Genomic DNA, 26,977 nt, shown 5'->3' with positions numbered 1-26,977 from the left:
AGAAAAGTTTTGTTATCACTCCATTCTAGCTGGAATGAGAACGTCAGTCTAGGTGAAAAGGGCTATGAAACTAGAAGAAGAAAGAGTATATGAGGCCTTTAAGCAAAAATTTTTTCATTGGTTTTTATCGTATGAGGATTATGATAATTTTTCCGGTGTGATGAAAGAGTTGCTGTTGCTGCTGAAACGGGAACTTAAGATGGAACAAGTCTCTTTTTTTATGTTTGATCCTTTAAGCAAAACATTTTATCCGGAAGCAATGACAGGGCTGGAAACAAGCCGCTCTCCTTTCGATCCCTCTGATTTGTCGGTTGATATAGCGGCGATCGCAGATAATGAACAACGAGCGATTCAAATTGGTAGGGATGGAGAATATACCACCGCGCGCATTTTTCTTCACCCTTCGGAAGAAACAATCGGAATGTTGCAATTTGTGTATCCTCGCCACTTGCCTATAAGTGAACAACTGTTAAAGAAAATCAAGCAAGATTTTTCTGTACTGTTCCAAAAATTTCGCCTGATCTCCCAAGGGCTTAGTGATGAAAAACGTTATGAACAGTTGCATCGGTTTGCGGCAAAAATTCATTCTTCGATGCAAATTGATGACGTATTAGAAGAAATTGTTAATACGCTCAAACAAGTATATCCGTCATTTACATACCACTTGCTTTTATCACACGATAATCAGCACTGTGACTATTTGCCGATCAAAACGCTTGTATTTGATGAAAGTGCAGAAAATACGGCGGCATTGCGGGCATTTTTAACAGGGAGAATTCAGCTTGAGGACTCCATTTCGCTGCGTCGCTCCATTTTATATGCACCAATTAAAGGGGGGCAAGGTGTTTACGGTGTGATCCAAATTACAGCCCCCTACATTATGGAATTTCCAAAAAAGGAAATTAATTTTATTTCGCTGTTAGCGAATACAGCTGGAAGCGCTCTTGAAAATGCAAAGCTGTATGAACAGTCGCGCCGTCTTGTGGCTGATTTGCAGCTGATTAATGAGACGATGCACCGGCTTAACGCTAATTTGCGCCTTCAAGATGCGATTGAATTTATGGTAAACCAAATTAAACAATCTTTTTGTGCCGATGAAGTCGGTTTTTTCATGTTTGAGGGAAAAAAGCGGAAATTGCTTCCTGGAAGCACACCATTTTTCCAATCCCGGCAAGCGAAAAAGTATGTGAAGTTTGTTGAAAAGAAAATGAAAACAGAAAGCGACATTATTTTTGTTGGGGATGTGCATATTCAATGGTATCCCGCCGCTCCCATCTATCGCTCTTTAATGGCTGCGCCTATGGTGCAAAATGGGGAGATTAAAGGGTTTTCTATTGTGTTGCATCATCAACCGTACCATTTCACCTTTGACATGTTTAAATTACTGCAATCCCTTATTCAACATTCTACGCTTGCATTTGCGAACGCGATATTGAGAGAAGAGCTGGAAAAGCTGGTGGTCACTGATTATTTGACGAAGTTATATACACGGCGGTATTTAGATGAACAGCTTAAAACTCACATTTCGCACCCTAACAAGGTCAAAACAAAGGATTTTTTATTTAGTTTTTCAGAATAACTTTTTGACCAACACAACGAGCGATGGCAATCCTTTTTTTACCATCGCTGGTCGTTCCGTATCACGTTACACGTAGATGCTCTCATCCATGCCCAATCCCTGCAGAATCCTTCGCTGATCAGGGGTAAGGGAGCGATCCAGTGAGCGTTGGATGCGCCCATCCGGCAGCTTGAACAGGACGACGTTCACATATTGAAACAGCTGAAAAATCGCCTGTCCCGTCGGCCGGGTCAGCTTGCGGCCTCCAGGACCCTTCAACGGGTGTTCTGGAGTAATAAACTGACGCACTCGGCGCTGAAAAACGCGGTAAATAGCCAAGGCCAACAGAAACAAATAGCCTAATACTGCGACCCGTTCTGGTTTTTTGACGTAAATCTCATCCGTGAAAAACGGATCTTTCAAAAAAGCGAAGTTCATTTCCACCGAGATCTGCCCTTTATACAGCTTCAAGATCTCTTGGGCATCCATGGGTTGGCCCTTCCATTCCTTCGGAACGGTCGTGACAAGGACAAACCGGGACGCTTTCCGTCTCGCCTGTTCCCACGCGTCTTGGTCGAATTCGACGTCAAGGTGCAAGAAATACAGCGTCTCCACCTCGGGTTCCGCCCCTTTTTTCGGCCGTCCGCGCCGTTTTTTCAGGCGTACGATCTCTTCGACCGCGGCCTCAACCCGATGAAACCGGGGGCGAAGGGACGCCTTGAGGGACGCCAAGGCTTGTTCGGCATCTTCCCGGCAGGAGAAGGGGTGACGCTCCCAACGGGCTTGTTCCTCGCGAAGAAGCTCCGCTTCTTTGGTTCGTTCTTTTTCAAGCGTCTTTCCTTTTCGCTGGTCGAGCGCGCTCGATTCAACAACGATCAGCCGAACGGGGTGGCCTTCATACGTCGAGGCCGTTTCCCATACCCGGTACGTGGCGCCGTTTCTCTCCGCCAACGTAAAGGGATCGCTCCACGTCGTGTCCTCAGCATCCGCTTCGGCCAGCGCGGTTTTCACGATCCGGAGCGACGAAGGGCCTCTGGTGATCAAAAAGGCGTTGGCCGCTTTGGTTTGCGCCAGGGTCTCTTTCGTCATCGCGGCGGAATCGGCCACGTAAATCCATTCGTCTTCGATTTTGGCCTGCTTCAGCTGTTCATGGACACGAGACAGCACCTCGGGATTCCATGTTTTATCGGGCAGGTTGCCATCGTGCACATCGCCGTAAAACGGGATGCCGTCCTCGTTGCCGACCAGTCCGAAACCGATCTGTTTTTGCCAACGATGATGGCGGTTGTAGCCATGTGTGATTTGTAAGGCCTCTAACGAGGCCGATTCATACGCGCCGTAAACGGTCTTGTCCGTCGTATCGGCGTGGAAGGCTCGGAGGGAAAGGCCTTCTTTTCGATAAATATGAATCAAGCAAGTGCTGATGACGTTGTGAATGCCAGCCTCATACAGGCGATCGAGATGACGGGCCAACGCATCGTCGTTCAACCAGGAAGGATGGAGATCGGGACGGATGAGTTTCTCACAATCGACCTCCTGAGCCCAATGTTCCAAGTGAACAAGGGCTTGCCGGCCGTCAAACACATTGTAGAGGATGGCCTGAACGGCATCGCTGACTCGCGTTTGGCACTGCGGATCGACGGGCACGAGATGGTCAATCAATTGAGGCAGACCCAGTTTCTTGAATAGGGCACTTATTATATTCAAATAAGAATTGCGATAGACCTTTTTGACTTGAACGTTCATAAGTGAAAAACTCCTTTACGTTCCTTGTGTGTCAAGGATTCATTCGACATCGGAACGAAAAAATCCTCCCGATTTTCGTCGAGAGGGTGCGAAATGTGAGTTAAAAAATCGATGCACCACGATGCATTTGGCACGTTTATTTTAGTGGATATTGACAATTTTAAACAGATTAATGACACGTACGGGCATCAAACAGGAGATGAGGTGCTCGTGCAAGTGGCCAACATTATTCGCACCAATATTCGTTCGAGCGACATCGGCGCACGCTGGGGAGGGGAGGAGCTCGCCGTTTATTTGCCAAAAGTGTCATTAGCTACCGGCATTTCGGTTGCCCATCGTCTTGCGGAAAAAGTAAGGGTGGAGACGTATCCTTCCGTAACCATTTCGTGCGGTATTTCCTATTGGAAAAAAAATCGCCGCGAAGAAGCGGACAGTTTATTTAAACGGGCGGATGAGGCGCTTTATATGGCAAAAAGGGCAGGAAAAAACTGCATCTTTGTCAAGGATTATGTCCATCAATATAAAGCATAGAAAGGAATCCGAACAGGCGGATTCCTTTCTTCACGCTCGTTATTCCCCGTCTATAATGTGGAAATAATTGTCTCAACGAACTTCTCTAAATATTGTCCGTCTGTTTCATCAAAGCGGTTTTTGATCGGGCTGTCAATATCAAGGACGCCGATGACATTTCCATCTTTCATCATTGGTACGACGATCTCTGACTGGGATGCGGCATCGCATGCGATATGCCCCGGAAAAAGATGGACATCCGGCACGATAATCGTTTTTTTGTTTTTGGCAGCGGTGCCGCATACGCCTTTGCCGAACGGAATGCGAACGCAGGCGGGGAGGCCTTGGAAAGGTCCTAACACAAGCTCATCGCCTTCGGTTAAATAAAAGCCAACCCAATTAATTTCTTGCAAGAAATGATTTAATAAGGCGGCAGCATTGGCCAGATTGGCGATAAAGTTTGTTTCTCCGTCGATTAATGAGCGCAGTTGCTGAATAACAAGCTCATAATTTTCTTCCCGAGTTCCGTTGTAAGCAGTAACGTGAAACAACGTTGTTCCGCCTCCTTTATTATATGGAGTTAATTTTATGATCATGATGAAAACTTGTCAAACGAAAACGCCTCTTTGATCATCTCGTCCGTGCCCTGGTGCAAATCATCTGCACGATGCGCGTCTGAACCATAGATGATGCGGATGTTCCGCTTCATCGCTTCGCGAATAAGTTCATTTGGAGGATAAGGCTGCAAACAGAGCGGCTTTCTGACGCCCGCCCCGTTGTAGTCGATTTCATAATCGTGTCCTTTTATTTCATCGAGAATCTGTAGCACGGGTTCGTCCATCGAAATCGGGCACGGAAACTGTCTTTGGAACTTGCGGACGAGCGTGAGATGGCCGATGCGTTTCGGCTTATATGGGCCAAGATCGGCGCGGATGGACTGTAAAACGGTATGGTAATATGTTTTATATACATTGTCGATGGTGCCAAATAATTGGACAATCTCGCCAAACATTTCCGGACTGTAATCGATGCAGACATACTGACCTTTACAGTAGAGGAAATGGACCGATAAAATGCTGTCATCTAAGAAAGGACCGACGTCTTCTAAAAACCGTGCCGTTTTTTCTTCAAACCCAGGAATAAAGTCGACTTCGAGTCCGGTGTGGATGATAATGTCATTTCGATAACTCGCTTTTACATCTGCAAGCGCTGCTAAATAATGATCAAGTTGTTCGCGGCGCATCGCGCTATCTTGGTATGGCGTCGGATCGGCAAATCCTTCTGGGAGCGGTGCATGTTCGGTAAAGGAAATTTCCTTGTAGCCAAGCGCAATGGCTCTTTCCACGTAACGTTCTAGCGGATCGCTGCTTCCATGCGGACAAAATGGGGTATGGATGTGCCCGTCGCGCACAACGTTTCCCTCCTTCATTAGTGATGGTAGAAAGAAAAATGAAGATTTCTGTAAAAAAAATAAAAATTTTGGTCAAAAAATGTCGTTAACATGGTATCATAAAAACATTGAAAAAACATTATGTAAATATGTTTGCCTTCTCAAATCATCTCATTTTTGCTTATGAGTAACTCGAGTGCAAGGAGGCTACTGATTGATGGAAATAGCAGTTATCGTTTTGCTCCTTCTTGCAGGAGCAATGATATATAACCATATGTACCGAAAAAAAATGTATCGCGAAATTGACCGTTTGGAAGCATGGAAAATAGCGCTGATGAATCGGCCGGTGACCGATGAGCTTTCAAAAGTGAAGCAGCTGAACATGACTGGAGAAACAGAGCAGTTGTTTGAACGGTGGCGGCAAAAATGGGATGATATCGTCGCTGTTCAACTGCCGGATGTGGAAGAAAAATTATTCGATGCGGAGACAATGCTTGATAAATACCGCTATACGAAGGCGAGAGAGCTGTTGCATGAGATCAATCAACTGCTGCGTCAGATCGAAGAAGAAGTGCAACTGATGATTAATGAAGTAAATGAATTAATCGGCAGTGAAGAACAAAACCGCGTTGAAATAGAAGAGTTGCGGACGATGTATCGGGAGGCGAAGAAAATGCTGCTCGCTTACCGGTACACGTTTGGCATTGCGGCGGCAAAGCTCGATGAAAAATTGGAAGAAGCGGAGACTTTATTTAAAAAATTTGAAGAATTAACCGAAACGGGAAACTATTTAGCCGCAAGAGAAGTCGTTCTTTCCTTAAAAAAAGAGCTAAGCGAAATTACAGTGATGATGGACGATATTCCTGAATTGTTGGCAGAGTGCCAAACGGCGATTCCCGCACAGTTGGAAGAGCTTTTCGACGGATATAAGGAAATGGAGCAAGAAGGCTATATTCTTGACCATTTACAAATGGAGAAAGAAATCAAAGAGAAGCGGGAAAAAATCGAACAATATGTGCAAATGATTGGCGATTTGCGGATTGAAGAGGCAAAACAAGGAATTGCCGAATTAAAAGAAGAAATCGATACTTTATATGATTTGTTGGAAAATGAAGTGCTTTCCCATCAATATATAAAGACAGAAGTTCCTCGTATTGAAGAAATGTTGGTTGCCCGCGAAAAATTAGAGGAGATGAAGAAAAAATTGTCCGAAGCGCTGCGGCTCGTGCAAAAAAGCCGGTTGCCAGGGCTTCCGGAATCGTATACGATGCAGTTGTCCGAGGCAAAAGATCATTTGACAAAAGTGGCGTTGCGTCTTGAAGAGAAACCGCTCAACATGCCTGCTGTCAACGAAGCGCTTGAAGAGGCAAAAACAATCGTTCAGCGCGTATACGAACGGACGGAGGAAATGATTGAGCAAGCCTCGCTTGTGGAAAGAGTGATTCAGTACGGAAACCGCTATCGCCGCCGTTATCCGGCTGTGAAAGAGGGATTGGAGGAAGCAGAATTTTTGTTTCGCCATTACGATTATGAGCAGGCGCTAGAGCAAGCGGTAGCCACTATAGAAAAAGTAGAGCCTGGCGCATTTCAACGCGTTCAGCAAATGTTTCAGGAAGATCGATCGAACGAGAAATAGTAAAGTAAACCGATGAATATCGCTGTATGCAAGTAGATATTTATCGGTTTTTTTGTGAATAATGTAAGTAAAAATATATTTTAGTTGATGTTTCATTGCTTTCTTTATTATATTTACTAGTGTATTATGATGGACCATATCGGAGGATGGACGTGATGATTTATTTAGATAATAGCGCAACAACAAAACCGTTTCCTGAAGTGATCGATTCGTTTGTCACTGTCGCAACAAAATATTTTGGAAATCCGTCCTCTCTGCATGAGTTAGGGATGAAGTCGGAGCGGCTATTAACGCAGGCGCGTGAACAAATTGCCGCCGCTTTAGAGGTAAAACCAAGTGAAATCATTTTTACATCCGGGGGAACGGAAGCGAATAACTTTGCAATCAAAGGGGTGGCGTTTCAATACCGCCATCGCGGCAAGCATATTATCACGACGGCCATCGAGCATCCTTCCGTATCGGAGCCTTGTCAGCAACTGGAACAATTAGGGTTTGAAGTGACGTATTTGCCGGTAAACGAACATGGGTTAGTCACGGTCGAGCAAGTGAAAAAGGCGCTTCGCGAAGATACGATTCTCGTTTCGATCATGCACGTCAACAATGAGGTTGGCGCGATTCAGCCTGTCGAAGAAATCGGCGCGCTGCTGGCGCATTATCCGAAAACGATTTTCCATGTCGACCGTGTGCAAGGCATTAGCAAAGTGCCACTTGATATGAAAAAAGCGCGGATTGATCTGTGCACGATGTCAGCCCATAAATTTCATGGGTTGCGAGGGGCAGGCATTTTATACGTTCGTCAAGGGATCCGGCTCTCGCCGCTACTCGCCGGCGGGGGACAGGAAATGCAGCTTCGTTCCGGAACGGAAAATGTTCCGGCTATCGTGGCCATGGCAAAAGCGCTGCGAATCGCGCTGGAAAAATACGATAAACAAATCGATTATCTTTGGGAAGTAAAGCAAACATGGCTGAATGAGCTAAAAGCAATTCCAGAAATTCAAATCAATACCCCTGTGGAGCATTCTGCTCCTCATATCATTAATTTTTCATTAAAACACGGCATGAAGCCGGAAGTGTTTGTCCATGAGTTAGCGAAAAGCGATATTTTTGTTTCGACGACATCAGCATGTTCCTCAAAAAAGAAAGCGCCAAGCAAAACGTTGTTGGCGATGGGAGTGGGGGACGAACGGGCAGAAAGCGGAATTCGCATCAGCCTTTCTTTTGAAAATACGCTCGAAGAAATTCCGCTTGCCGTTGCCGCAATGAAAAAAGCCATTGAAAAATTAAGTGAGGTAACGAGGTAATTGCTATGAAATATGACCGCATTTTGATTCGCTATGGTGAAATGACGACAAAAGGCCGAAATCGCAACGTGTTTGTTCGTCGTCTAAAAAATAATGTTTCTAAAAAACTCCATATGTTTCCTAATATTCAAATCGAATATATGCGCGATCGCATGTATATTTTATTAAACGGGGAACCGTACGAACCAATTATTGAAAAGCTAAAAACCGTATTTGGCATTCATTCCTTTAGTTTGGCGATGAAGTGCCATAATGAATTAAACGAAATAAAAGAAACGGCGTTGGCTGCGGTGAAGCAGCTTCCATACGAAGGAAAAACGTTTAAAGTGAGCGCGAGAAGAGTAGATAAGCAATTTCCATATGGAAGTGACGAATTAAACCATGAAATCGGTGCCTATATTTTGCGCAACACGGATGGATTAACTGTCGATGTCCATGATCCTGATATTAACGTTCGCATTGAGGTTCGCCAAGATGGGACTTATGTGACATGCCGCGATATTTTCGGCGCCGGCGGTCTGCCGGTCGGGACAAGCGGCAAGGCGATGTTGATGCTTTCGGGCGGAATCGACAGCCCTGTTGCCGGATACTTGGCGATGAAGCGCGGCCTCGAGATTGAAGCGGTTCACTTTTTCAGCCCTCCGTTTACAAGCGAGCGGGCGAAACAAAAAGTGATTGATTTAGTGAAAAAATTAACGACGTACGGCGGGAAAATTAAACTTCATATCGTTCCATTTACCGAAGTGCAGCAGGAGATTTACAAACAAGTACCGGATGAATATTCGCTTATTTCCACAAGAAGGGCAATGTTAAAAATCACGGATGCTTTGCGCTGGCGCCAGCGAGCGCTAGCGATTGTCACGGGAGAAAGCCTCGGCCAAGTGGCAAGCCAAACGCTAGAAAGCATGTTTGTCATTAATGAAGTGACAACAACCCCGATTCTCCGCCCGCTTGTGTCGATGGATAAAGTTGAAATTATCGAGATCGCGAAACAAATTGATACACACGATATTTCCATTCTTCCATATGAAGATTGCTGTACCATTTTTACACCAAAATCGCCAAAAACAAAACCAAAAAAAGAGAAAGTGCTTCGATATGAAAGTGCTGTCGATTTAAATCCGTTAATAGAAAAGGCGATTGCCGACACGGAAACGATCGTGATTGATGAACATTTTGCGGCGGAAGACGAATTTGAACAGTTATTCTAAATCTCAAAATTTACCAAAACGATGGATGCATGAAGCCATATGTTTTCACACATTCTATAGGTACAAGGAGGTGAAAACATATGGCACGCAGCAACAATTCGAATCAATTGCTTGTTCCAGGAGCGCAACAAGCTCTTGAACAAATGAAATATGAAATCGCGCAAGAATTTGGCGTCAAATTAGGCGCTGACACTACTTCTCGCGCTAACGGTTCTGTTGGTGGAGAAATTACAAAACGCCTTGTTGCAATGGCGCAACAACAATTAGGCGGTACTCAACAAACATTCTAATTGAATAGTAATGGCTACAGAGGCGGGTTTTTCCCGCCTTTTATTATTTTAAAAAAATATTCAAAAAATAATAACTATTTTGTATAATGGAGGTGGCAAGCATGAGCTGGCGTCTTTTCATTGCTTAACGATGACATTAAGGGGGTTGGGAGAAAATGAAGCGGGAAGATTTCATCGCGCCGGAACGCTACAATTTAACGTCCGAGATTGAAAAACACGCAATCACTAATCCGAATAAGCTCGCGTTAAGATGGGAAAGCGAACAAGGGGAAACACGGGAAATTACATACGGCGATTTAATCAAACACGCCAATCAAATTGGAAACGCTTTATTAAGCCACGGTCTTGAAAAAGGCGACAAAGTGCTCATTATGGTGCCTCGCTTAATTGAAGCGTATGAAGTATATTTAGGGACGCTCAAAGCGGGGCTGGTAGTCATTCCAAGTTCGGAGATGCTTCGCACCAAAGATTTGCAATACCGCATTTCCCATGGCGAAGTCAAAGCGATTATCGCTTATGAGCTGTATGTCGATCAATTTGGGCCGATCGAAAACATCGATCATATCGTGAAATTCGTCGTGGGGAAAACGGAGCCAAACGGCTGGATCCATTTAGAAAAAGCGATGCGGGCGGAAAGCGATGTGCTTGTCGCGACGGATACATCCCGTGACGATATGGCGTTTTTATCGTATACATCGGGAACGACGGGAAATCCAAAAGGGGTCGTTCATTCGCACGGATGGGGGTATGCGCATTTGCGCATCGCCGCGAAAAACTGGTTATGCATTGAAGAAAACGATCTCGTGTGGGCGACTGCCGGCCCAGGATGGCAAAAATGGATTTGGAGCCCGTTTTTATCGACGCTTGGCTCCGGAGCCACAGGATTTGTGTATTATGGCCGTTTCGATCCGGAAAAATATTTGCAGCTGTTAAGCAAGTACGAAGTAAATGTGCTTTGCTGCACGCCGACGGAGTATCGGCTGATGGCAAAAGTGCCAAACATCGGCGACTATAAGCTTCCGCATCTCCGCAGCGCCGTATCAGCCGGAGAGCCGCTTAACCGGGAAGTGATTGATACGTTTGAAAAATATTTCAACATTCAAGTTCGCGATGGGTATGGACAAACGGAAAATACATTGCTTGTCGGCGTTATGAAAGGAATGAAAATAAAGCCAGGCTCCATGGGCAAACCGACGCCAGGAAACATCGTTGAGATTATTAATGAAAATGGAGAGCCTTGCGCTGTCGGTGAAGTTGGCGATATCGCCGTCCATGTCGACACTCCAACGCTGTTTAAGTATTATTATAAAGATCCGGAAAGAACGGCGATGCAATTCCGCGGCGATTATTACATTACAGGGGATAAAGCGAGAAAGGATGAAGACGGCTACTTCTGGTTTGAGGGGCGCGGGGATGATATTATCATCAGCTCCGGCTATACGATCGGGCCGTTTGAAGTAGAGGATGCCCTTGTCAAGCATCCGGCTGTCAAAGAATGCGCGGTGGTGGCGAGCCCGGATGAAATTCGCGGCCACGTCGTGAAGGCGTTTGTCGTTCTCCGTGAGGGAGTGGACAAGAATGATCTTTCGCTGGTTCCACAGCTGCAGGAGCATGTCAAACAGCTGACCGCACCGTATAAATACCCGCGTAAAATTGAATTTGTCGACGATTTGCCAAAAACGCCGTCGGGAAAAATACGCCGCGTCGAACTGCGCGAACGGGAAATGCGCCTTGCGAAGCAATAATCAAGCAAAAAGGACTGTTTCGGGCACGAAACAGTCTCCTTTTATTTAGGCAACACATTTTTCGCGATCAACAGGAATCTCTTATAAAAACACTCTTTTGACTTTGTCCCAGAATGAATTGTCTCTCAAGCGGACCGTTTTGATTACTCGGTCACTCAGCTTAATATCGATTTTCTCTACATGTTGAATGCTTAACGCTTCGTTATCGAGGCCGATAATTGGAAAATGGCTAGTTTCTTCTGACATTTTTAATGTCAATTTCCGCGCTCCGCTTAAAATAAACGGTGATCCAAGCGTCCGGTAACGATGGTTGTTCAGCGAAGCTAATTCGCTTACTTGGAAGCAAGGGAGAAGCGGGTCGACGACAGCGCCGTTAACCGATTTATTGTATGCCGTGCTGCCTGTCGGGGTCGAAACGATGATTCCATCGCCGCGGAACGTTTCAAAATGCAAATCATCAATAAATACTTCCATCGCTAATGTTTTGATGATTTGCGAACGGATGGAGCATTCATTTAAACAGAAAAAGGAAGCGGTATCATCAATCGTTACTTCAATAATCGGATATTTTCTTACTTCGAGTTGCAAGTTTTTCGTTGCTTCCACCATATGATCAATGTCATCAATTTGAAAATCACAGTAAAATCCTCGTGAAGGAAGCGTAGAAATGCCAACATATAGACAATCATTGCGGAACCCTGTCTGGCGCACCGCCTGCAAAAACGCTCCGTCATCTCCCACACTTACGATGATATTCGCTTTCCGGTGGTCATCTATAACGATGAACGGACCTTGCTTAGCCAGCGTGATAAGCGGCTCTACTCGCTGGATCAACTGTTCATCCCGTTTATAAAAAAAATAAAGATGATTGCGCTCCTCTGCCATTGCGAAGCCCTCCCATTGGCATATTTTAGTGAACATGTAATTATGGTACAATAAAAAAGTATACATTATAGTGTAACACTTTTGCAGTCAATCTATAAAATATCGTTGTTTTCATAGGGGGAAGAAGAATGAACCGAAAGCGATGGGTCGCGCTGTCAATTGCCGCTGTATTATTTGTGATTTCTGTGCTCGTCAACGTTATTACCACACTATTGAACAAAGATGTGGAAACATGGTCGGGAAGCTGGCTGGCGCTAGCTGATCAGAAATTTAACGAAGAAGTCGTCGAAGACGGGGATGCATCGAAAAAAATTGTCATTCTTGAAGTAAACGGGGTGATTCAAGATACGGGGGATACGGAAACGCTATTTTCCACATCGGGATATAATCATTCCTCTTTTTTGCGGATGATTGAGCAGGCCAAAAATGATGATACGGTAAAGGCGATTGTCCTAAGGGTGAATTCGCCAGGAGGCGGTGTGGTTGAAAGCGCGGAAATACACGACCAGCTGGTAAGGCTGAAAAAAGAGACGAAAAAGCCGATTTACGTTTCAATGGGATCGATGGCAGCTTCGGGAGGATACTACATTTCGACGGCAGGCGACAAAATTTTTGCGAGCCCGGAAACGATTACCGGTTCGCTGGGTGTGATTATGCAAAGTTTAAACTATGAAGGACTTGCTAAAAAGTATGGGGTAAAGCTTGTCACGATCAAAAGCGGACCGTATAAAGATATCATGAACCCGACAAGGGAAATGACGGAAGAAGAAAAGAAAATATTGCAGCAACTAATTCAAAATTCTTATGAGGGATTTGTGAAAGTGATTTCCGAAGGCCGGCATCTTCCGGAAAGCGAAGTGCGAAAAATTGCCGATGGGCGAATTTATGATGGAAGACAGGCAAAACAATTGCATTTGATTGACGAATTTGGTTATTTGGACGATACGATCGCCGCGCTGAAAAAAGACTATCATTTAGCCAATGCGCAAGTGGTGAAATATACGAGTGATTTTTCATTCGGCTCCCTATTTCAAATGGCGCTAAGCCGAAACGCAATGCCAAAACATGAAGCGAGCGAATTAATTCAATTGCTTTCTAAACCATCTTCGCCGCGTTTGATGTACTTATACGCCGAGTAAAGGAAGTGTGGACATATGACCGGAGAATATTTGCCTGTTCCTGTGGAAATGGGAAAGGAAGCTTGTGCGAATATCCCTTCTAGCATACGGTATGCTGGGTTTTGGATGCGCTTTTGGGCGTATCTGCTTGATTTGATCGTTGTCGGGAGCCTCAATCGTTTGCTTGTTTTTCCTCTTTTTCATCTGCTTGGCATTTCGGCAGAACGGACGAATATGTTTGCACCGGCGACAATCGCCACGACCGTCGTGTTTTATGCATATTTTGTATTAATGACAAAGTTTTTTCAACAAACATTAGGAAAAATGGTGTTTGGGCTAAAGGTCGTCGATGAGTCAGGCCAGCCATTGACATGGTTGACAGTGCTGTTTCGCGAAGTAATCGGGAAATTTATTGCGAAAACGATTTTATTTATTGGTTTTTTGTTCGTTGCATTTTCGGAAAAGAAAAAAGGGATGCATGACCAATTTGCCGATACGATTGTCGTTCATGAATAAATCTGCCTTTACGGCAGGTTTATTTTTTTTCGTACATGGTGACAATGGTATGTTGAAAGGGAGTGCGAATGTTGAAAATCGTAGCAGCGGCCATTGTGGTTTTATTTTTATTCTTGATGTTGGCGATGATGAAATTGTCGGTGACTATTTTTTTTCAACATGCTCAAGATGATGATGAATGGAAAATTACATTTCGTACGTTGTTCGGAATTGTTCGCTATACGATCCACATCCCGCTGGTAAAAGTAGAAATAACATCTCCAGGTATCGTTATTGCCCATAAGAAAAGTATGGAGAATACAGCGAACAGCAAGGAAAAACGAAGCAAATATACACCAAAGGAAATCATGAATATTTTTCGCAAAGCAAGAGAATTTACAGAACGGGTTGTGCACTTGTATGACGTTATGAAAAAATTTTTCCGTCATGTATCAATCACGAAATTCGAATGGCAGACGAAAATCGGAATAGGGGACGCGGCAGCGACAGGGATGATTGTCGGGTTAGGATGGTCGTTAAAATATAGCGTGCTGGCAATATGCAGTAAATATATGAAATTAAAAGCGACTCCGATGATCACGATTATTCCATCTTTTCATCAAGCCGTTTCGGAAACAAAATTTATATGTATGATTCATTTTCGAATCGGGCATGCTATGTTAGCAGGAATACGAGTTGTTAAACATTGGCGTGGCAACCGCTTGTCGGAAATCAAAACGTTTGCCACCCAGAAAGCAAATGAAGGCTACTAGGAGGAATTTGCATGAGCAATCATCCGATTCAAGGGCTTATGACAACCGCAATGGAAAACTTAAAACAAATGATTGACGTCAATACGATTATCGGCGATCCTGTGGAAACACCGGATGGAAGCGTCATTTTAACCGTTTCGAAAGTAGGATTTGGATTTGCCGCGGGCGGAAGTGAATTTATGATGGACGGAAAAGGCAATGGCACCGGATCGCAGCCAGGAATAAGCCAAAACCAAGCGGGTGAACATCCGTTTGGCGGCGGAAGCGGCGGTGGTGTGTCCATTACTCCAATTGCGTTTTTAGTTGTCAATTCATCCGGGGTCAAGCTGCTTCATCTTGACGAGAGCACACATTTGTATGAAAAAATTCTTGATGTCGCACCGCAGGCGATTGAAAAGATTCAAGCAATGTTAAAGAAAAATAAAAATGACACAGAAAAATCATCGCCAATTAATGATTTTGACATTTAAATAAATCGAAATCATTGAAATTTTTTGGCACCCCCTTTATGATGACAGTAGTACATAATTTTTAAGGGGGAAAATCAATGGCACAAGTGACATTTAAAGGAAAACCGGTAACGTTAGTCGGTAATGAAGTAAAAGTGGGGGATAAAGCACCTGATTTTACCGTATTGGATCAAAACTTATCCGAAGTGACGCTTGCGGATACGAAGGGGCATGTCCGTTTGATCAGCGTGGTGCCGTCGCTCGATACAGGGGTTTGCGATGCGCAAACACGCCGGTTTAACGAAGAGGCAGCGAAATTAGACAACGTAAAAGTATTAACGATCAGCGTTGACTTACCGTTTGCGCAAAAACGCTGGTGCGGGGCAGCCGGAATAGAAAACGTGCAAGTGCTTTCCGACCACCGCGATGTTTCCTTTGGGCAAGCATACGGCGTGCTGATTAAAGAATTGCGTTTGTTGGCACGCGCGGTATTTGTCATTGACAGCAATGACACCATCACCTACGTCGAGTATGTGCCGGAAGTGACGAACCATCCAAATTACGAAGCGGCGATCGAAGCGGCAAAAGCGGCAAAATAACCGAAAGACCTCGACTCGTTCGAGGTCTTTTCCTGTTTATTGCATTTATTTCATTACTTGCGATCCGATTGCGTCCATCGTAAAATAAAATATCGGACATTTGCAGAAAGGTGGAGCGGAAATGGCAACTCCAGTAGAACGATTGTTTGCCTTGTTTGATGAGACAGCGAAAATTTTGCAAGATGAATTGCAATGTACATATTTAGAAGCGGTAGCGGAAACCGGAGAGAATGTCTTTCACGGCGACGTGCTTCAGGAGGAAGTAAGCGAACTTAACGCCAAACGCTTAAAAAAACAATATACGGGCATACAGCTAGAACGTTTTACAAATGAAGAGATTCGCAAAGCGTTTCAGCTAGCGGTGTTAAAAGGGATGAAGGAGCACGTACAGCCGCATCATCAAATGACCCCGGATGCGGTTAGTTTATTTATAAGCTATTTAGTCAATCAATTTACTCGCAAACATCTTGCGCTTACCATTCTTGATCCTGCCGTTGGTACCGCAAATTTGCTGACAACGGTGCTTAACCATCTTAAAGGAAAGCAAACGAAAAGTTACGGTGTGGATGTGGACGATGTATTGATCAAGCTAGCATATGTGAACGCGAATTTGCAAAAACACGCGATTCATCTTTTTAATCAAGATGGGCTGCAGCCGCTATTTGTAGAGCTTGCCGATGTAGTCGTGTGCGATTTGCCTGTCGGTTATTATCCACATAAAGAAAACGCTTCTCGCTTTGTATTAAAAGCGGAAGAAGGGCATTCATACGCCCATCATTTGTTCATTGAGCAAAGCTTGTATTATACAAAAGAAGGAGGTTACTTGTTTTTCTTAATTCCAAATACATTATTTTCAAGTGACCAGGCGGCAAAGTTGCATGAATTTATTAAAGAACATGCGGTTATTCAAGGACTGTTGCAACTACCGCTATCGATGTTCAAAACAGAAAAGGCAGCAAAAAGCATTTTTATTTTGCAAAAGAAAGGGGAAAACGTAAAAGCGCCGAAAAAAGCGTTGTTAGCGGAACTTCCTCGTTTCTCCAATAAACAGGCGATGCAGGCGATGATGAGAAAAATCGATGAATGGATTGCAGAAGAAAAAGGAAAGTAAAACAGTTCCCGATACATGACGGGAACTTTTTTTTATTTTTAAAAGATAGCAACTATTTTTATTTTCAAAAGATAAAAACATAAATTTGTAACCGATTACCGGTAAAGAACTTGCTTGAAAAGGGAGGAGGAACAATCATACAATGAAAAAGTATAGTGGGATAATTAAAAATCGAACAAAATAACGATAGCGATAAATGTTAAAAGATTAAAGGAGTTGTTTGAAATATGTCTAAAATTTTAGCAATTAACGCCGGTAGTTCGTCTTTAAAGTTTCAATTATTTGAAATGCCGAGCGAAACGGTGCTAACCAAAGGGGTCGTGGAACGAATCGGTTTTGACGATGCGATTTTTACGATTACCGTGAACGGTGAAAAAATTCAAGAAGTGACAGCGATTCCGAACCACTCGGTAGCTGTCAAAATGTTGCTTGACAAACTAATTAGCCACGGTATTATTCGTTCGTTTGAAGAAATTGACGGAATCGGCCATCGCGTGGTGCATGGCGGGGAAAAATTCAGCGATTCGGTGCTGATTACCGATGAGGTATTAAAACAAATCGAAGAAGTATCCGAGCTTGCCCCGCTTCATAACCCGGCAAACATCGTTGGCATTAAGGCATTTCAAGAAGTGTTGCCAAATGTGCCTGCCGTGGCGGTATTCGATACGGCGTTTCATCAAACGATGCCGGAGCAATCGTTTTTATACAGCCTTCCATATGAGTACTATACGAAATTTGGCATTCGCAAATACGGGTTCCATGGTACGTCCCATAAGTATGTGACACAACGTGCTGCCGAATTGCTTGGCCGTCCGATTGAACAGCTTCGTCTCATTTCCTGCCATCTTGGAAATGGGGCCAGCATCGCTGCGGTTGAGGGCGGAAAATCGATCGATACGTCCATGGGCTTTACGCCGCTCGCCGGTGTAGCGATGGGAACGCGTTCAGGGAACATTGACCCAGCCCTTATCCCTTACATTATGCAAAAAACGGGAATGACTGTGGAGGAAGTGCTTGAAGTATTAAATAAGAAAAGCGGAATGCTTGGAATTTCCGGTCTTTCAAGCGATTTACGCGATTTGGAAAAAGCGGCGGCGGAAGGAAACGAGCGTGCTGAGCTAGCGCTTGAAGTATTTGCTAATCGCATTCATAAATATATCGGTTCTTATGCGGCGCGCATGTGCGGTGTGGATGCCATCATTTTCACCGCTGGAATTGGCGAAAACAGTGAATTAATCCGCGCGAAAGTATTGCATGGCCTCGAATTTATGGGAGTGTACTGGGACCCGGTATTAAATAAAGTGCGCGGCAAAGAAGCGTTCATTAACTATCCACATTCCCCGGTGAAAGTATTAGTCATTCCGACAAACGAAGAAGTCATGATCGCGCGGGATGTGATGCGGTTGGCGAACTTACAATGATTTGAAGGGTTTTGCAAACCAAAACCTAAACTCGTAACTAACGAAAACCTGCTAAAGCAACCTTTTTCATATTCTAAAGTGGATATGAAAGGAGGTTGCTTTTTTCTTTGCCGTTAAAAAAGCGGAAACATGTTAATAAAAAGAAAGTTTATACGATTAACGATGCAAGGAAAATCGTTTTACAAATTAAAAAGATTGAAGGACTTTCAAAAAATTCACTTGATAACTATGAGAAGGTATTTAATGATTTTGATCGCTTTTGGGGAGAAGAAACAGATATTTCTTCACTTACAACAGATGACGTAAGACAATTCATTGACTGGCAACTCAATAAGAAAATTCAATTTTTAAATCAGAAAACGAAAAAGGTTAAAAAAATTGGTGTTTCAGTTTCAACAGTAAATACCTATCTCACGTATGCAAAAGCAATTTTTTCCGTTCTTAAAAACGAGGAAATTGTAGAAGAAAATATTTTTCAACACGTTAAAAAAGTGAAAGAACATCAGAAGAAAATTGACATACTAACCATTCCAGAAATTAAAAAGATACTCCGTACACTCAAGAAAGATGAAATATACAGTGAATTTCGCATGTACGTTTTGATTCATGTGCTTCTTGATAGTTTTGGACGCATAGGAGAAGTTCTTTCACTTACGTGGAATGACGTTGATTTTGAACATCATTGCATTACATTCACAAATACCAAAAACAAGAAGATTCGGACTATACCTATTACGAAAAAGACGGTAAAACTTCTCCAAGAACTAAAAGAAGAAAACGCTGATTTTAAAAGTGAATATGTATTTCTGACGAATCATGGAAAACCATTAGGGCAAAGTGCATTTAGGAAGCATTTAAAAACGATAATCGAACGAGCAGGAATTAAAAAACGTGTTCATGCACATTTATTTCGCCATACGGCTTCAGCAATGTTTATCCAACAGAACGGTTCGGTACGGGTGCTTCAAAAAATTTTAGACCATAGTGACCTTTCTACAACACAACGATATGCACATGTGCTTGATTCAACGATTCGAGAACAACATGAACGATTTTCACCTATTCATCTTTTGGAAGAACATAAGCAAAGAAAAGTGAAGCGAACTAAAGGAGGTAATCAAAATGAATATCCTTTCTGAAAACATTAAATACACTACACGCAAAATAGACGCTTTTCTCGATAATTACACGCTTGGCACATTAGTAATCGAAAATGGACAAGCATTTTTACAACTGGAAATCGGGGAATATATTGCATTAAATGATTCGTTCATTGTTGAAGTGTTTGTTAATGGAAAATATCATCGTATTTCATATCAAGAAGCTATAAGCACATTTTGCGCTGATATGCTCGATTGCCCACTTTTCGCAGGGCTTGAAGCAAGAGTAAAGAAAGGGGTGGCTTGAATGAAAACTGTAAAATTGACCGATGAAGAACTAGCAATAATAAAAACAGTCCTCACGATGCAAATCAAAGACATTGATCGTGAAATTCGTTTTGCACAAGCAGGAGGAAAAAATATTGAATCGTTGATTGAGATTCAGCAACAATACAAAAACGTATTTGAAATATTGAATTATGCAGAATAAAAAGGGAACAATATTAAAAAATGAAAGGGGAATCATAGATATGAATACAGTAACTGAAAATAAATATCTAGTGCTTGCAGACATTAAAGCTACAGTTTCAATAGAAGTAAAGGCGAAAAATCAGCAAGAAGCGGAAATGATTGTACAACGCCAACTAAATGATTTATCGGTAGCGAATGTTGAAATGAAATTGGAGCATTTAAACGGTGAAGTTTTGAAACCTAGTATCGAGGATTTTGAAATAGAAATCAATAGTATCGAAGAGGAATAATTAAAAAAATATAAATCCGCTATCCAGTTAGGAAGCGGATTTATTTTTTACTGAAAAGTTAAAAAAAAGATGTTGAAAAATTTCATAAGGTTGATTATTATGAAATTACAAAGTTCGGATATTAATCATATAAATTATTTTATTTTTATTTTTTTCGTCGATTTATAATTAAATGACGAACATTTTTTATAAAAGTAATATAAAACGTTCATAAATTACAAAATGTATTGCCATGATAACATACGTTATATAGGTAATTCCAAAAACTTACATTAGTGTTTTCTTAATTTAAAGGAGGTGAGAGGGGTGTAGCGGTAGAGTGGTTGTTGTCGGTTGGTGGTTTAGAGGGATTAAAAAATAAATTAAGCAAAGGGGTAATGAGTGTATGAAGAACAGAAAACGAAAAGGAAATCGAATCGAGATTGTTGGACAGGTAGCATATGTTTATGCGAGTAATAAACCAGATAAATGTTTTATCATTGATGCACACAATGTTGAGAAAGTAAGACCCTTCACGTGGTATTACGAAAATGGTTACGCAGTTGCTGATATTTATCCAAATGGACAGCGTGTTCATATTTACATGCACAGATTAATCATGAATGTTTTAGATGATAAAGACAGCAGAGATATTGACCATATTAACCATTGTAGAAATGACAATAGAGAAGCTAATTTACGCATATGTGATGATGAAGCACCTAATCAAGCTAATAAAAAAATTTTCTTCTACAATCATGAGCAAATTTATATTGAGAGAACAAGAGATGATAAATATGTAATGACCGTTGGAAATGGTATATACAATGATATCAAAATACTATATCCATCTTTTCAACAATTATTAAAGGACAGACAGTTTTTCTATGAGAACGGATTAGATGTAATCGGTATATATTTAAGAAATATAGAAAATCAATGCCGAGAACAGTTAAAGTATTTAGACGTAAATAGTGAAGAATACAAACATTGTTTAGCAACCATTCGTTATATTGAAGGTAAACATGCAGAAGCTCAAGCTAATATGAATGAAATAAATAAGATTATGAACGAATTAAAAGAAAAAGGGATAGAATTAGGGGATACGCCTTTTCTCTATACTAAAGAAAATGGAGAAGTAGTAATACTTTTTCGGTACCGTCAAGAATTTTGTGTAATGTAAATGGGGTAGGGTTTCTCTGAAATGGATTTGAATTGATAGGGGACTGATTTTCTCCACACAGGAGACTGAATATTCAGTCTCTTGTGTGGAAAGGGAGAATCCCCTTATTTTGTTTATTTACAATATTTGGTTAACAATAACGTTCTTCAAACATTCGTTGAAGGGCTTCCTGCGCTTCGGCAAATCCTCTTAACTTTCGCCCTGCCCATTTCTCATTAAAATCTTGGATGGTCAAATACACGACTTTTTCCGCGGCTTCTAAACTGCTCAAACTGTTCATCGGCTTTAGACGTTTCCGAATCTCTTTGATCGTTCGTTCGATGACATTCGTCGTGTAAATCACACTTCGAATACTGCTTGGATAATCCATAAATGTAAGGAGGACATCCAACTCATTGGCCCAAGATTGAACTTCTCTTGGATATTTGCTGGACCATTTCGACTCAAACTGTTGAAACATTTGTAACGCCATCTCCTTATTCGGCGCGCGATAAATCAGCTTGAGATCCTCGGCCACTTCGAATTGGTCTTTTTTCCGAACACGGCTGAGGGTGTTGCGGACTTTGTGCACGACACAGCGCTGCACATCGGCTTTCGGATACACCGCCTTAAAGGCTTCCTCCAGCCCCGGAAGGCCATCGAAGACGCCAAGAAGCACTTCCTTGACGCCTCTTTGGTAGAGGTGTTGAAGAATTTCCTGCCATCCATAGGCGCTTTCTTGTCCTCCCACGAAGAAATCCAGAATTTCTCGATACCCTTCTTCATTCACTCCTAACACCACATAAATGACTTCTTTCTCTACCGTATCGCGGCGAAGTTTCACGTACAAGCCGTCCAAATATAAGACAGAATAACGTTTGGATAGTGGACGATGGTGCCATTTCTCGATGTCTTCTTTCACGACATCGGTAATACGGCTGATCGTCGCTGGAGAATAAGCATTTCCTAGAATTCGTTCGATAAACTTGCCAATTTCCCGTGTACTCATGCCACTTTGATACATCCTAATGATGGCTTCCTCCAGCCAGCCGGTGTGGCGTTGATAAGGGGCAAACAACTGTGTTTGAAATTCCCCGTTTCGGTCTCTTGGAACCAAAAGACCCTCAATCCGGCCATATTGCGTATCTAGATTTCGCTGATAGTAGCCGTTTCTCATATTCGGCGTTCCAGCCTGTTCGATTTCGAGGAAATGTTTGATTTCTTCCCGCATAATCAGCTCTAATTTTTCCTTCACAAACTGACGAATGACACTTTCCAGTTGATTTGCCCAGTCGACATTCGGTATACTTCTTTTAGACATAGGTAGGGTACTCCTTTCTCTAAGATTTTTGGTCCAATCAGAGAATACCCTACCTTTTTTCTTTTGTTCTAGCAAAATGCTTTACACAAACTTTTATACATCATCACTTTTTCCGAATCCACAAAAATCAAAAGATGTTGCAGGTACAGAAAGAGCGGCTTTTCGCTTTTTAGGTAAATATTAATACATAATTGTTTTGCTTTAATACATAATCAGTTTTCTATCTAGTGAATGAATGAGAAGCGGGAGCGGTTGAATAAGCCGCTTCCCTTCCAAAATTAAGCAAGGGAGTAGATAATTATGAATAAATTAAAATATTTCTTTTGCTATGATTTAGCATTGAAACGAAAAATTGATACATATGGAATTCGATATATAACAACGGCGATTTCAAACAAAGGGCATCGTTTTTGGCTTTATGAGAAAACGGAAGAATTGCAACAAATTTTAAACAAACGATGAACGGTTGAACGATTTAATAAGCACTTAATCAAAAATTAAACAAAAGGGGTAGGTATGATATGAGTAAAGTTAAAACTAAAACAAATAAAACATTTCAAATACAGATTCCGCATAAAATTATCAGAAGTTCAAAAATGGATTGCACGACATTTTTTGTATATGCAAAGTTAGTACAACTATACAGATGGAGAGGAAGTAAATCAGAGGTTTTAGCTTTTGACCATACGAACTTTAAATATTATACGAATATCAAGAGCAACCAAAAATTAAAAAAATCATTGAACAAACTTTATGAAATGAAACTCATTAGAACGAAAGTCGATGAATTACCTAGAAATCAACTACTTGAAATTGAAATTAATCCATTTTTTGATTTGAATAAGGTCGGTAAAGAAAAAGAAGATCGTTTTTCATATACTCAATTGCCTTATATTCTCCTAGACAAATGTATGATTGATGAAATTGGTCATACTGGGGTAAGGTTATTATATTATTATGAATCCTATACAAATCGAAAAAAGACATTTCCATTTTGTTTTACTTCCATGCAAACAATACAAAAGGAAACAGGGCTTTCTGAAAATACAATTATACGGTATAACAAGATATTAGAAAAAAATAAGTTAATTGATATTAAGAGACACAAGTTAGAAATGGATGGATATATAGAAGATGAGTTTGGGAATGAAAGAGCATATTTTCAACGATACAATAATCATTATCATGTAAATATTGAACGGATATATACATTACATGAAAAATTAAGTCAAAAAAATAAAATTTAATCATTTCAACGCAAACTTGCTTTGCGTTGAAATACTTAATCTTTATTAATCTTTACTAATCTATAATAATCTATCTAATCTATATGATATTATATCTACGCTTCAATTTATCTTATTTATTTTGAGGTTACATATTAAATAATTTGAGGTAGTATATTAAATAAATTGAGGTACATATTAAATAAAATGAGGTAGAAGGGTATTAATTTTGAGGTTAGGCAAGAACGTTGATTCACAAGTGTTTTAAGAAACGAAAAGTGCATAACTGTTAGGGGTATTTTTGGTAATGGACTAGCATTTCTGCTAGTCTTTTTTATTGTCACATAATTTATTGTGTTAAAGTGCTAAAATGTCATCGAGCCGATTAACAATGTTATCGACACGATGATCGAGAAATTGAAAAAATGCAGTAATGGTACGGGTTTTTTAAATATCATTATGTTGTCGTTATTGCTTATCGAAAAACGCTTATTTCTCAAGGCTTTTCGATGGTTTGAAGTCGATTTTTTAATTAGGTACAGCGGTGGAAGTGTAGAAAATGCTTATTTCTCAATGGTTTTACGATAGCGGATGCGATAGCAGAAAAAATGACTGGATTGTCGTATCCAGTCAGATGAGATGGTGAATATTTACCTTACTTACTTATATTTTACCATGTAATTTATTGGAATGTCATCTAGTTTTCTAATGGATAGTTTACATTAATAGATAAATATCGAATGGATTAAGTAAAATAAATGCATTAAGCATATTTTAGTCAAATCTTTTAAAAAAGAATTGACTATATAACAATTTGCCTTTACAATTAAATTAACAATAATTGGTAAAGGTGGTCGGTATCATGTGTAAAGCGGTTGCTTATGTTCGTGTTTCTACAGAAGAACAGGTAAAAAACGGAAGCGGATTGGATATTCAAAAGAGAGAGATTGAAGAATATGTCAAAGCGAATAATATTAAATTGGTTGCTATATTCGAGGATAAAGGGGTATCGGGTGCGAATGATGTTAGCAAGCGTAAAGGATTAAAAGATTTAATCCAGTATTGCAGAGAGAATGAAGTCAATAAAGTATTAGTTACTAAAATGGACAGATTGGCAAGAGACGTTTATATTCAATTGTGGATTGAAAAAGAATTGAAAGTCTATGACATTGAGATTGAAAGTATAAACGAGGATAATTTAAACGGTAACGACTATATGACAGTAGCAATGAGGCAGATGGTCGCCGTCTTTGCTGAACTTGAAAAAAATCGGATTGCAGATCGGTTGGTTAGTGGTAGACGTGAAAAAGCGGAGAAAAAAGGACAAAAAGCAAGTGGAAATTGTCCGTTTGGATATAAATATAAGTATAACGAACAAGGTAAAAATCCGGTGGTTGTAATTGATGAAGAAAAGGCGAAGATAGTAAAAGAGATATTCAGTGACTATTTGAAAGGATTATCTTTAAAACAGATTGCCGACAAGTTGAATGATAAGGGCATAACGACACAAAGAGGAAATAAATGGTCAAAACAAGCGGTTCAAACAATATTGAAAAATGATTTTTATACTGGAATTGTCCGTTTTGATGATATTGTTAAAGAAGGAAATCATGAAGCGATTATAAATAAAATCACGTTCGGTAAAGTACAATCTAAACTAAACAGAAATAGACGTAATAAAGGGTAGCGAGCCGCTATCCTTTTTATTTTTTGCTGATTTTCTCAATATTTATTTTGAAATTTTTCAATGGATAGCGGTGATTAGTGTAGTAGCATGTTGAATTATTTCTCTTTGAGTTTTTCATTATTTTAAATAAAAAATTCAGAGGAAAAACGATGATATGATCGGACAATATAAAACAGGAATTTTATTGAGAGTATAGGGGGGTATTAAATATCCATCAAAAAATTTTCGTTTGTCTGTACGGGGCGAGCACAGTCAGACGATTACACTGACTATTTTTCGAACGATAACTTATTTAATGACCTAAAAAATATTTCCAAGTTACTATAACTTTTATATTATTTTATTGTAAAACATTACTTTTTCGGGAGGGATTGGCTTGAAGAAATTTTTATTTTTACTCATATTTACCGCTTTAATTTTAAGTGGTTGCAATAAAGAAGCACAGATACAAGATTATGTAAGCCAAGCAGACAAGTATAGAAAAGAAGGAAGATTAGAGGATGCTATTTCTTTATACAATAAAGCGTTAGATATTAAAGAAGATAATAAGATTAGAAATAAATTAAGAGATACAGAAGCAGAAAAAGAAACTGTGGAAAAAGTTAAGTCGGTATTAGATACATTTACTGAAGTAGAAAAATACTATTTGCAGGACACTGATTACATAAGCCCAACAACAATTGAAGAAGCCACTGACAAACTTCGTCCAGCGATTGATGAACTTGAACAATTAGATGGTTCTGGAAGTACCGATATTGATTCGTTTGTTCAGCAAATAAAGGATAGTTATGATTATAAGATTGTAAAAGAATATGTTGAAAGTCCTGTCACTAATGACAGTCAAACTATGGAAGATTTAGGGTTTGTATTCAGTGATTTTCAAAAATTAAATGAGGTAGGAGCAGGTTTGTTTAAAATAATCGGTACACATATCGAGAATATAGCTAATATGAAAATTCCAGATAAATATCAAAAGAATTAACTTAAACTACCTACTTTTTTGTAGGTGGTTTTTATTTTAAACGTAATAGCACTAGAAATCATTTCATTTTGATTTTTTCATTCTATACAATTAAAAATTCAGCGGAAAATTGACAATGAAAGTGATTATTTAAAACGACGATTTTATTTAGGGTGGGGGATATTTACAAATTCCGTATTTTGAGTAATGGTGCGGATGGTTCGAGCTATTCTGTGAACAGACATTGACTTTTTCCGACACGATTAGGTTTTACTCATTGTGACAGCGGAGGTAATTTTATAGAAAATACTTGAAAAAATTGCAACTTCAATAGTAAAATGTAAAAAAAGGAATATGAAAAAGGTTAATTTAGTAGCGTTTTCGTGAGTTTTTCTAATATTAGTCATTCCGACAAACGAAGAAGTCATGATCGCGCGGGATGTTGTCAGATTGGCGAATATTGCTTAATATGGAGTAAAAAGCAGCCTTTTATGATGAAAAGAAGGCTGCTTTTTTATAAAAAATTTTAAAATAGGTGATCA

Annotated in this window: 27 protein-coding genes and 1 pseudogene; 23 read left to right on the top strand and 5 right to left on the bottom strand. The window is 40.7% G+C overall.

The window, feature by feature from the left end:
* The first annotated feature begins 64 nt into the window (after positions 1-64).
* Complete coding sequence (locus BDD39_RS11565) at positions 65-1,579, top strand: sensor domain-containing diguanylate cyclase (protein ID WP_243846030.1); 1,515 nt, start codon at positions 65-67, stop codon at positions 1,577-1,579.
* Positions 1,580-1,645: 66 nt separating this feature from the next.
* Here the strand turns inward: BDD39_RS11565 and BDD39_RS11560 are convergent, their stop codons facing one another.
* A complete protein-coding gene (locus tag BDD39_RS11560) occupies positions 1,646-3,304 on the bottom strand; it encodes an IS1634 family transposase (RefSeq protein WP_015863777.1) in 1,659 nt (552 codons plus the stop codon).
* Between the two features lie 99 nt (positions 3,305-3,403).
* Between BDD39_RS11560 and BDD39_RS11555 the strand changes: the two are divergent.
* A pseudogene (locus BDD39_RS11555) lies at positions 3,404-3,835 on the top strand (GGDEF domain-containing protein); the annotation flags it as partial.
* Positions 3,836-3,885: 50 nt separating this feature from the next.
* Here BDD39_RS11555 and BDD39_RS11550 read toward each other — a convergent pair.
* Together BDD39_RS11550 and hisJ are read right to left on the bottom strand one after the other, a co-directional pair.
* Complete coding sequence (locus BDD39_RS11550) at positions 3,886-4,365, bottom strand: GAF domain-containing protein (protein ID WP_166910808.1); 480 nt, start codon at positions 4,363-4,365, stop codon at positions 3,886-3,888.
* 41 nt (positions 4,366-4,406) lie between these two features.
* On the bottom strand, positions 4,407-5,225 hold the full coding sequence (gene hisJ / locus BDD39_RS11545; RefSeq protein WP_166910806.1) for a histidinol-phosphatase HisJ: 819 nt from the start codon (positions 5,223-5,225) through the stop codon (positions 4,407-4,409).
* Between the two features lie 196 nt (positions 5,226-5,421).
* Between hisJ and BDD39_RS11540 the strand changes: the two genes are divergently transcribed.
* From BDD39_RS11540 to mbcS, 5 genes are all read left to right on the top strand, one after another.
* Positions 5,422-6,840, top strand: coding sequence for a septation ring formation regulator EzrA (locus BDD39_RS11540; RefSeq protein WP_166912391.1), 1,419 nt, complete (start codon positions 5,422-5,424; stop codon positions 6,838-6,840).
* A gap of 155 nt (positions 6,841-6,995) precedes the next feature.
* The gene (locus tag BDD39_RS11535) at positions 6,996-8,141 is read left to right on the top strand and encodes a cysteine desulfurase family protein (protein ID WP_166910803.1); all 1,146 of its coding nucleotides are present in this window, start codon (positions 6,996-6,998) and stop codon (positions 8,139-8,141) included.
* A 5-nt stretch (positions 8,142-8,146) separates the two neighbouring features.
* On the top strand, positions 8,147-9,352 hold the full coding sequence (gene thiI / locus BDD39_RS11530; protein ID WP_166910801.1) for a tRNA uracil 4-sulfurtransferase ThiI: 1,206 nt from the start codon (positions 8,147-8,149) through the stop codon (positions 9,350-9,352).
* Between the two features lie 80 nt (positions 9,353-9,432).
* Entirely contained in the window at positions 9,433-9,642 is a 210-nt protein-coding gene (locus tag BDD39_RS11525) for an alpha/beta-type small acid-soluble spore protein (RefSeq protein ID WP_042407640.1), read from the top strand.
* A 155-nt stretch (positions 9,643-9,797) separates the two neighbouring features.
* Complete coding sequence (gene mbcS / locus BDD39_RS11520; protein WP_166910799.1) at positions 9,798-11,387, top strand: acyl-CoA synthetase MbcS; 1,590 nt, start codon at positions 9,798-9,800, stop codon at positions 11,385-11,387.
* An 81-nt stretch (positions 11,388-11,468) separates the two neighbouring features.
* On the opposite strand, the gene BDD39_RS11515 is transcribed toward mbcS, so the two are convergent.
* Complete coding sequence (locus tag BDD39_RS11515) at positions 11,469-12,272, bottom strand: NAD kinase (protein WP_166910797.1); 804 nt, start codon at positions 12,270-12,272, stop codon at positions 11,469-11,471.
* Positions 12,273-12,400: 128 nt separating this feature from the next.
* Here BDD39_RS11515 and sppA point away from each other — a divergent pair, with 128 nt between their 5' ends.
* The 12 genes from sppA (at position 12,401) to BDD39_RS11455 (ending at position 21,261) form a co-directional block, all read left to right on the top strand.
* Entirely contained in the window at positions 12,401-13,411 is a 1,011-nt protein-coding gene (gene sppA / locus BDD39_RS11510; protein ID WP_166910795.1) for a signal peptide peptidase SppA, read from the top strand.
* Between the two features lie 15 nt (positions 13,412-13,426).
* Positions 13,427-13,906, top strand: a complete 480-nt coding sequence (locus BDD39_RS11505; RefSeq protein ID WP_166910793.1) for an RDD family protein — start codon at positions 13,427-13,429, stop codon at positions 13,904-13,906.
* 68 nt (positions 13,907-13,974) lie between these two features.
* Positions 13,975-14,658 (top strand): DUF2953 domain-containing protein, encoded by a 684-nt coding sequence (locus BDD39_RS11500; protein ID WP_166910791.1) that lies wholly within the window; start codon positions 13,975-13,977, stop codon positions 14,656-14,658.
* 11 nt (positions 14,659-14,669) lie between these two features.
* Positions 14,670-15,128, top strand: coding sequence for a GerW family sporulation protein (ytfJ, locus tag BDD39_RS11495; protein WP_166910789.1), 459 nt, complete (start codon positions 14,670-14,672; stop codon positions 15,126-15,128).
* A 77-nt stretch (positions 15,129-15,205) separates the two neighbouring features.
* Complete coding sequence (tpx, locus tag BDD39_RS11490) at positions 15,206-15,706, top strand: thiol peroxidase (RefSeq protein WP_166910786.1); 501 nt, start codon at positions 15,206-15,208, stop codon at positions 15,704-15,706.
* 121 nt (positions 15,707-15,827) lie between these two features.
* Positions 15,828-16,817 (top strand): class I SAM-dependent methyltransferase, encoded by a 990-nt coding sequence (locus tag BDD39_RS11485; RefSeq protein WP_166910784.1) that lies wholly within the window; start codon positions 15,828-15,830, stop codon positions 16,815-16,817.
* Positions 16,818-17,044: 227 nt separating this feature from the next.
* Complete coding sequence (locus BDD39_RS11480) at positions 17,045-18,238, top strand: acetate kinase (RefSeq protein WP_166910782.1); 1,194 nt, start codon at positions 17,045-17,047, stop codon at positions 18,236-18,238.
* 107 nt (positions 18,239-18,345) lie between these two features.
* On the top strand, positions 18,346-19,377 hold the full coding sequence (locus BDD39_RS11475) for a tyrosine-type recombinase/integrase (protein ID WP_166910780.1): 1,032 nt from the start codon (positions 18,346-18,348) through the stop codon (positions 19,375-19,377).
* Complete coding sequence (locus BDD39_RS11470; protein WP_166910778.1) at positions 19,361-19,645, top strand: hypothetical protein; 285 nt, start codon at positions 19,361-19,363, stop codon at positions 19,643-19,645. The genes BDD39_RS11475 and BDD39_RS11470 overlap by 17 nt, the downstream gene beginning before the upstream one ends.
* Positions 19,646-19,828 carry a hypothetical protein gene (locus tag BDD39_RS11465; RefSeq protein WP_166910776.1) on the top strand — a complete coding sequence of 61 codons (183 nt, stop codon included), beginning with the start codon at positions 19,646-19,648 and terminating at the stop codon, positions 19,826-19,828. It begins immediately after the preceding gene.
* 40 nt (positions 19,829-19,868) lie between these two features.
* Positions 19,869-20,099, top strand: coding sequence for a hypothetical protein (locus BDD39_RS11460; protein ID WP_166910774.1), 231 nt, complete (start codon positions 19,869-19,871; stop codon positions 20,097-20,099).
* Between the two features lie 385 nt (positions 20,100-20,484).
* Positions 20,485-21,261 (top strand): hypothetical protein, encoded by a 777-nt coding sequence (locus BDD39_RS11455; protein WP_166910772.1) that lies wholly within the window; start codon positions 20,485-20,487, stop codon positions 21,259-21,261.
* Between the two features lie 130 nt (positions 21,262-21,391).
* Here the strand turns inward: BDD39_RS11455 and BDD39_RS11450 are convergent, their stop codons facing one another.
* On the bottom strand, positions 21,392-22,561 hold the full coding sequence (locus tag BDD39_RS11450; RefSeq protein ID WP_166907073.1) for an IS256 family transposase: 1,170 nt from the start codon (positions 22,559-22,561) through the stop codon (positions 21,392-21,394).
* Positions 22,562-22,861: 300 nt separating this feature from the next.
* Between BDD39_RS11450 and BDD39_RS11445 the strand changes: the two genes are divergently transcribed.
* The 4 genes from BDD39_RS11445 (at position 22,862) to BDD39_RS11430 (ending at position 26,456) form a co-directional block, all read left to right on the top strand.
* Positions 22,862-23,023 (top strand): hypothetical protein, encoded by a 162-nt coding sequence (locus tag BDD39_RS11445; protein WP_166910770.1) that lies wholly within the window; start codon positions 22,862-22,864, stop codon positions 23,021-23,023.
* A 59-nt stretch (positions 23,024-23,082) separates the two neighbouring features.
* A complete protein-coding gene (locus BDD39_RS11440; protein WP_166910768.1) occupies positions 23,083-23,808 on the top strand; it encodes a helix-turn-helix domain-containing protein in 726 nt (241 codons plus the stop codon).
* 841 nt (positions 23,809-24,649) lie between these two features.
* Positions 24,650-25,474, top strand: a complete 825-nt coding sequence (locus tag BDD39_RS11435) for a recombinase family protein (RefSeq protein ID WP_013400173.1) — start codon at positions 24,650-24,652, stop codon at positions 25,472-25,474.
* A gap of 376 nt (positions 25,475-25,850) precedes the next feature.
* Entirely contained in the window at positions 25,851-26,456 is a 606-nt protein-coding gene (locus BDD39_RS11430) for a tetratricopeptide repeat protein (RefSeq protein WP_166910766.1), read from the top strand.
* Positions 26,457-26,977: the final 521 nt, after the last annotated feature.

Origin of the sequence: Saccharococcus thermophilus (assembly GCF_011761475.1) — a bacterium.
In the GTDB taxonomy this organism is placed as follows: domain Bacteria; phylum Bacillota; class Bacilli; order Bacillales; family Anoxybacillaceae; genus Saccharococcus; species Saccharococcus thermophilus.
This window is presented reverse-complemented; position numbering and strand designations above follow the sequence as displayed.

Excerpts from the sequence above, each read along its gene's own strand:
- BDD39_RS11565 (WP_243846030.1), top strand. The coding sequence starts at position 65 with ATGAAACTAGAAGAAGAAAGAGTATATGAGGCCTTTAAGCAAAAATTT.
- BDD39_RS11560 (WP_015863777.1), bottom strand. The coding sequence starts at position 3,304 with ATGAACGTTCAAGTCAAAAAGGTCTATCGCAATTCTTATTTGAATATA.
- BDD39_RS11540 (WP_166912391.1), top strand. The coding sequence starts at position 5,422 with ATGGAAATAGCAGTTATCGTTTTGCTCCTTCTTGCAGGAGCAATGATA.
- BDD39_RS11535 (WP_166910803.1), top strand. The coding sequence starts at position 6,996 with ATGATTTATTTAGATAATAGCGCAACAACAAAACCGTTTCCTGAAGTG.
- thiI (WP_166910801.1), top strand. The coding sequence starts at position 8,147 with ATGAAATATGACCGCATTTTGATTCGCTATGGTGAAATGACGACAAAA.
- BDD39_RS11525 (WP_042407640.1), top strand. The coding sequence starts at position 9,433 with ATGGCACGCAGCAACAATTCGAATCAATTGCTTGTTCCAGGAGCGCAA.
- mbcS (WP_166910799.1), top strand. The coding sequence starts at position 9,798 with ATGAAGCGGGAAGATTTCATCGCGCCGGAACGCTACAATTTAACGTCC.
- BDD39_RS11515 (WP_166910797.1), bottom strand. The coding sequence starts at position 12,272 with ATGGCAGAGGAGCGCAATCATCTTTATTTTTTTTATAAACGGGATGAA.
- sppA (WP_166910795.1), top strand. The coding sequence starts at position 12,401 with ATGAACCGAAAGCGATGGGTCGCGCTGTCAATTGCCGCTGTATTATTT.
- BDD39_RS11505 (WP_166910793.1), top strand. The coding sequence starts at position 13,427 with ATGACCGGAGAATATTTGCCTGTTCCTGTGGAAATGGGAAAGGAAGCT.
- BDD39_RS11500 (WP_166910791.1), top strand. The coding sequence starts at position 13,975 with ATGTTGAAAATCGTAGCAGCGGCCATTGTGGTTTTATTTTTATTCTTG.
- ytfJ (WP_166910789.1), top strand. The coding sequence starts at position 14,670 with ATGAGCAATCATCCGATTCAAGGGCTTATGACAACCGCAATGGAAAAC.
- tpx (WP_166910786.1), top strand. The coding sequence starts at position 15,206 with ATGGCACAAGTGACATTTAAAGGAAAACCGGTAACGTTAGTCGGTAAT.
- BDD39_RS11485 (WP_166910784.1), top strand. The coding sequence starts at position 15,828 with ATGGCAACTCCAGTAGAACGATTGTTTGCCTTGTTTGATGAGACAGCG.
- BDD39_RS11480 (WP_166910782.1), top strand. The coding sequence starts at position 17,045 with ATGTCTAAAATTTTAGCAATTAACGCCGGTAGTTCGTCTTTAAAGTTT.
- BDD39_RS11470 (WP_166910778.1), top strand. The coding sequence starts at position 19,361 with ATGAATATCCTTTCTGAAAACATTAAATACACTACACGCAAAATAGAC.
- BDD39_RS11465 (WP_166910776.1), top strand. The coding sequence starts at position 19,646 with ATGAAAACTGTAAAATTGACCGATGAAGAACTAGCAATAATAAAAACA.
- BDD39_RS11460 (WP_166910774.1), top strand. The coding sequence starts at position 19,869 with ATGAATACAGTAACTGAAAATAAATATCTAGTGCTTGCAGACATTAAA.
- BDD39_RS11455 (WP_166910772.1), top strand. The coding sequence starts at position 20,485 with ATGAAGAACAGAAAACGAAAAGGAAATCGAATCGAGATTGTTGGACAG.
- BDD39_RS11450 (WP_166907073.1), bottom strand. The coding sequence starts at position 22,561 with ATGTCTAAAAGAAGTATACCGAATGTCGACTGGGCAAATCAACTGGAA.
- BDD39_RS11445 (WP_166910770.1), top strand. The coding sequence starts at position 22,862 with ATGAATAAATTAAAATATTTCTTTTGCTATGATTTAGCATTGAAACGA.
- BDD39_RS11440 (WP_166910768.1), top strand. The coding sequence starts at position 23,083 with ATGAGTAAAGTTAAAACTAAAACAAATAAAACATTTCAAATACAGATT.
- BDD39_RS11435 (WP_013400173.1), top strand. The coding sequence starts at position 24,650 with ATGTGTAAAGCGGTTGCTTATGTTCGTGTTTCTACAGAAGAACAGGTA.